The 5,264-nt window shown below is 70.5% G+C and carries 4 protein-coding genes; all 4 read right to left on the bottom strand.

From position 1 onward, the window contains the following. Positions 1-90: 90 nt before the first annotated feature. Positions 91-960, bottom strand: coding sequence for a TauD/TfdA family dioxygenase (locus A5701_RS04215; RefSeq protein ID WP_067748962.1), 870 nt, complete (start codon positions 958-960; stop codon positions 91-93). Positions 961-1,042: 82 nt separating this feature from the next. Then, positions 1,043-1,891: a pseudouridine synthase gene (locus A5701_RS04210; RefSeq protein ID WP_082954764.1), complete on the bottom strand. Its 849-nt coding sequence runs from the start codon at positions 1,889-1,891 to the stop codon at positions 1,043-1,045. Further along, on the bottom strand, positions 1,888-3,630 hold the full coding sequence (locus A5701_RS04205; RefSeq protein ID WP_369807382.1) for a glycerol-3-phosphate dehydrogenase/oxidase: 1,743 nt from the start codon (positions 3,628-3,630) through the stop codon (positions 1,888-1,890). The genes A5701_RS04210 and A5701_RS04205 overlap by 4 nt, the downstream gene beginning before the upstream one ends. A gap of 65 nt (positions 3,631-3,695) precedes the next feature. Beyond that, a complete protein-coding gene (locus A5701_RS04200; RefSeq protein ID WP_067748954.1) occupies positions 3,696-5,111 on the bottom strand; it encodes an NAD(P)H-quinone dehydrogenase in 1,416 nt (471 codons plus the stop codon). Between the last annotated feature and the right edge of the window lie 153 nt (positions 5,112-5,264).

Raw genomic sequence — 5,264 nt, 5'->3', positions numbered from 1 at the left:
ATAGCGCCGCTCGAAGTGCTCATCCAACGCGGCGATCGACTCCGCCGACGGCACCCTCGAATCGAACATACATTCGAGTATGCCACCCGGCTACGACAACCGCATGGCCTCCAGCCCGTCGGCGGCTGTCGCGGAAATCGTGGTCCGCACCATGAAGCGCGGCTCCCGCGCCGGCCATGGCCGCCCGCGATGCATGATCGCGCGGTTGTCCCACATCACCACGTCGCCCTCGCGCCACGCGTGCGCGTAGCGAGCCTCCTGGGCGGTCGCCGCTTCGGTCAGCCCGGCGATCAGCTCCCGCCCCGCCTCCGGCGCCATGCCCTCGATCGCGTACGCGTGCGAGGCCAGATACAGCGCCTTGCGGCCGTTGACCGGGTTCCGCCAGACCAGACGCCAGCATTGCGGCGGCAGCGCCGCGCGCTCGGCCGGGCCGGCCAGTTCGGGCGCGATCTTGCCGCGCGAATAGGCGTACTCGTGCCAGGCGAAGCAATCTTCCAGCCGGCGTCGCAACGCCGGATCGAGCCGCTCGAAGGCGAGCCGGGTGGAGACGTACTCGGTCTCACCCCCATGGCCCGGAATGACGCGCGACGACAACACCGAGGCGAGCGCGGGCACGCGCTTGAACGAGCTGTCGGTGTGCCAGAGCTGGTTGGCCTTGTTCTCCAGGGCAAGGCGGTGGCCTTCTGGCACGACGCTGCCCGTCTCGTCGAGGGTCTTGAGGATCACGAGGTTGGTGCCGTGCCCCTCCGAACCGACCTTGGTGACCTCCAGCGGGCCGAAGCGGCGGGAGAAGGCGAGCTGCGCTTCGTCGCTGACGTCCTGATCGCGGAACACCAGGACCGAATGCTCTTCGAACGCCGCCCGTATCGCCGCGTATGCGACTTGCGATGCCGCGACGTCGTGAATGCTGGCTCCCCGCACTTCCGCCGCGAAGCCCGGGCCCGACGGTACGATTTCCACCGGCGCCCTCCGATGCGTTCGAAGTTTCAGTACGACTGTCCACCCGGAATGCGCGCCCGGCAAGCGATCAGACCGAGCGAAATTACGGTCCCGGTCGCCGGCTGACGAACGCGCGCCGCGCGCCCGTCACCGGATCGTCGAACTCGATGCGCTGCGCCAGCAACCGCAGCGGCGTGCTGAAGTCGTCGGCCGGCACGTCGATGATGTTGGGATACAACGGATCCCCGTCGATCGGCACCCCCAGCGAGTTCATCTGCACGCGCAGTTGGTGGGTGCGCCCGGTGCATGGGGTCAGCCGGTAGAGGCCGTCCGGGGAGACGAGTTCCACCAGTGTCTCGGCGTTGGGCGGCCCGGGTTCGCAGGTAGCCTGTAATACCCTGCGGCGCTTGATGATTCGGCTCCGGACCACGCGCGGCAACACCAAAGACGGGTCGACGGCGGCGCGCGCCAGGTAGGTCTTGCGCACCAACCCCCGGGAGAACAGCGTCTGGTATGCGCCGCGCACCTCGCGGCGGGCGGTGAACACCAGCACCCCCGCCGTCAGCCGGTCGAGGCGGTGGGCCGGGCTCAGCTCCGGCAGGCCCAGGTCCCGGCGCAGCCGCACCAGCGCCGTCTGCGCCACGTGCCGCCCGCGCGGCATGGTGGACAGGAAGTGCGGCTTGTCGACGACCACGATGTCCGCGTCGCGATGCAGCACCGGGATCTCAAAGGGGACGGGCACCTCGTCGGGCAGTTCGCGGTACAGAAACACGTACGACCCGGCGAGCAGGACGGTCGCCTCGTCGATCGGCATTCCGTCGGCGTCGACGACCGGTCCGCTCACGGCCCGCGCACCGAACCGGTCGGTCAGCTCCGCGAACACCGGTCCCCCGCGCAGCCGCACCCGGGCCGGGCCGAGCCCGTCCCGCACGGGTAGGGGCGCCGGCCTCAATTCAGCGGCACCGGCTCGAGGATCTCGGCGCGCGCCTCCGGGGCGCTCGCGCGCAACTCGTCCGCCGACACGTCGTCGGGCTGGGCCTGCGACAGGATCTCGGCCTCCACCCGGGCGCAGTAGTTCGCCACCTCGCGCTCGACGTCCTGCGTCGTCCAGCCGAGCACCGGGGCGACCACGTCGGCGACCTCGCGGGCGCAGTCGACGCCGCGGTGCGAGTACTCGATCGAGATGCGCATACGGCGGGCCAGGATGTCCTCCAGGTGCAGCGCCCCCTCGGCGGTGACGGCGTACAGGGCCTCCACCTTGAGGTAGCCCGGCGCCTCCTTGATCGGGCTGAGCAGGTCGGCGTTGTCGGCGGCCAGGCCCAGCACGTCGCCGATCAGCGAGCCGTAGCGGTCCAGCAGGTGCCGCACCCGGTAGGGGTGCAAACCCTGAAGCGCCGCAACGTGTTCCGCCTGGTTCACCAGCGCGAAGTAGCCGTCGGCGCCCAGCAGGCTGACCTTCTCGGTGATGGACGGCGCCACCCGGGCCGGGACGAACTGGGCCGCGGCGTCGATCGCGTCGGCGGCCATCACCCGATACGTGGTGTACTTGCCACCGGCGATGGCCACCAGGCCCGGCGCGGGCACCGCCACGGCGTGCTCGCGGGACAGCTTGGAGGTCTCCTCGCTCTCGCCGGCCAGCAGCGGCCGCAGCCCGGCGTAGACGCCGTCGATGTCGGCATGGCTCAGCGGGATGGCCAGCACGGTGTTGACGGTGTGCAGGATGTAGTCGATGTCGGCCTTGGTGGCCGCGGGGTGGGCCAGGTCCAGGTTCCAGTCGGTGTCGGTGGTGCCGATGATCCAGTGGCTGCCCCACGGGATGACGAACATCACCGATTTCTCGGTGCGCAGGATGATCGCGACGTCGCTGACGATGCGGTCGCGCGGCACCACCACGTGCACGCCCTTGGACGCGCGCACCTGAAACCGCCCGCGCTGCTTGGACAATGCCTGAATCTCGTCGGTCCACACCCCGGTCGCGTTGACGACGACATGGCCGCGGACCTCGGTGACGGCGCCGTCCTCGGAGTCGCGGACCCGCACGCCGGTCACCCGATCCCCCTCGCGCAGCAACGCGACCACCTGGGTCGAGGAGCGCACCACCGCGCCGTAGTGGGCGGCCGTGCGCGCGACGGTCATGGTGTGCCGGGCGTCGTCGACGACGGTGTCGTAATAACGGATTCCGCCGATCAGCGCGCTGCGTTTGAGGCCCGGGCTCAACCGCAAGGCGCCCGCCCGGGTCAAATGCTTTTGCGCGGGAACGGATTTCGCGCCGCCCATCCGGTCGTAGAGGAAGATGCCCGCGGCGACGTAGGGCCGTTCCCACACGCGGTTGGTCAGCGGGAACAGGAACGGCATCGGCTTGACCAGATGCGGCGCCAGGGTGGTCAGCGACAGCTCGCGCTCGTAGAGCGCCTCGCGCACCAACCCGAACTCCAGCTGCTCGAGATAGCGCAACCCGCCGTGGAACATCTTCGACGAGCGGCTTGAGGTGCCCGACGCGAAATCGCGCGCCTCGACGAGCGCCACCTTCAAGCCGCGGGTGGCGGCGTCCAACGCGCAGCCGGACCCCACCACGCCGCCGCCGATGACGACGACGTCGAACTGCTCGGTGCCCAGCCGCTCCCAGGCCACCTCGCGGTGCTGCGGTCCCAGCACGGACGCCGGCGAGCCCAACTCGGTGGGCGCGTGCATCGGATCGGTCACGGCAGAGGACTCCTCACCCGGTTACTCGCCAGTAGGACGGTGTCGAAACCAGGCTAGTCCAGATCGTCGTGCGCCATCAGGCGACGAGCGGCCTCGGTGATCGATCCGGACAACGACGGGTAAACGGCCAGCGTCTGGGCCAGCTCGTTGACGGTGATGCGGTTCTGGACGGCCACGGCGATCGGCAGGATCAGCTCGGAGGCGATCGGGGCCACCACCACGCCGCCGATCACCACGCCGGTGGACTTTCGGCAGAACATCTTCACGAAACCCTGTTGCAAGCCGGACATCTTGGCCCGCGCGTTGGTGCGCAGCGGCAGCATGATCGTCCGGGCCGACACCGACCCGTCATCGATCATCGTCTGCGGCACGCCGACGGCCGCGATCTCGGGCCTGGTGAAGACCGTCGCCGCCACCGTGCGCAACCGGATCGGGCTGACGCCCTCGCCCAGCGCGTGGTACATCGCGATCCGGCCCTGCATGGCGGCCACCGACGCCAGCGGCAGCAGGCCGGTGCAGTCGCCCGCGGCGTAGATGCCCGCCACCGAGGTCCGCGACACCCGGTCCACGGTCAGGTAGCCGCCGCGGCCCAGCTCGATGCCGACCCGGTCCAGGCCGAGGCCGCCGGTGTTGGGCACCGAACCGATCGTCATCAGGGCGTGGCTGCCCTCGACGGCGCGCCCGTCGGCCAGGGTGACCAGCACGCCGCCGTCGGTGCGGGTGACCGACTGCGCTCGCGCGTTCTTGACCAGCTCGACACCGCGTTCGGAGAACGCCTCCTCCAGCACCGCCGCGGCGTCGGCGTCCTCATAGGGCAGCACCCGGTCCCGGCTGGCGACCACCGTCACCGGAACACCCAGCTCGGTGTAGGCGTGCACGAACTCGGCGCCGGTGACGCCCGACCCGACCACGACGAGGTGCGAGGGCAGCGCCTCGAGGTTGTAGAGCTGCCGCCAGGTCAGGATCCGCTCGCCGTCGGGCTGGGCCGACGGCAGGACCCGCGGGCTGGCGCCGGTCGCGATCAGCACGACGTCGGCCTCGAACTCCCCGCTGCTGCCGTCGGGGGCGGTCGCCTTGACGCGGTGGCAGGCCAGCCCGGGCGTGGGGTCGATCAGCTCGCCGCGACCGGCCACCACGTGCACGCCCATGCCGAGGAGCTGTTCGGTGATGTCGGCCGACTGCTCGGTGGCGAGTTGCTTGACCCGGGCGTGGATCTGCGGCAGCGAGATCTTGGCGTCGTCGATGTCGATGTCGAACCCCAGCCGCGGTGCCCGGCGCAGCTCGGTCCGCAGCCAGGTCGAGGCGATGAAAGTCTTGGAGGGCACGCAGTCGTCCAGCACGGCCGCGCCGCCGATGCCGTCGGAGTCGATCACGGTGACGTGCGTGGTGTCGGGGTGGGAGGTGGCGGCCACCAGCGCGGCTTCGTAACCGGCCGGGCCGCCACCGAGGATCACGATGCGGGTCGCCACAGCCCCCAACCTAGCGGGGGACCCGGTCACCGTGCAGCGCGGCGACGATGCACGCCGCACGGCGGCGTGAGGAGAAGCCGCGCCATTGAACAGCGCGGCGACGATGCACGCCGCACGGCGGCGTGAGGAGAAGCCGCGCCATTGAACAGCGCG

This window comes from Mycobacterium sp. E3305 (assembly GCF_001666785.1).
Classification (GTDB): domain Bacteria; phylum Actinomycetota; class Actinomycetes; order Mycobacteriales; family Mycobacteriaceae; genus Mycobacterium.
The sequence above is the reverse complement of the archived record's forward strand: the minus strand, read 5'-3'. Positions and strand labels throughout refer to the sequence as shown.

Excerpts from the sequence above, each read along its gene's own strand:
- A5701_RS04205 (WP_369807382.1), bottom strand. The coding sequence starts at position 3,630 with ATGCACGCGCCCACCGAGTTGGGCTCGCCGGCGTCCGTGCTGGGACCG.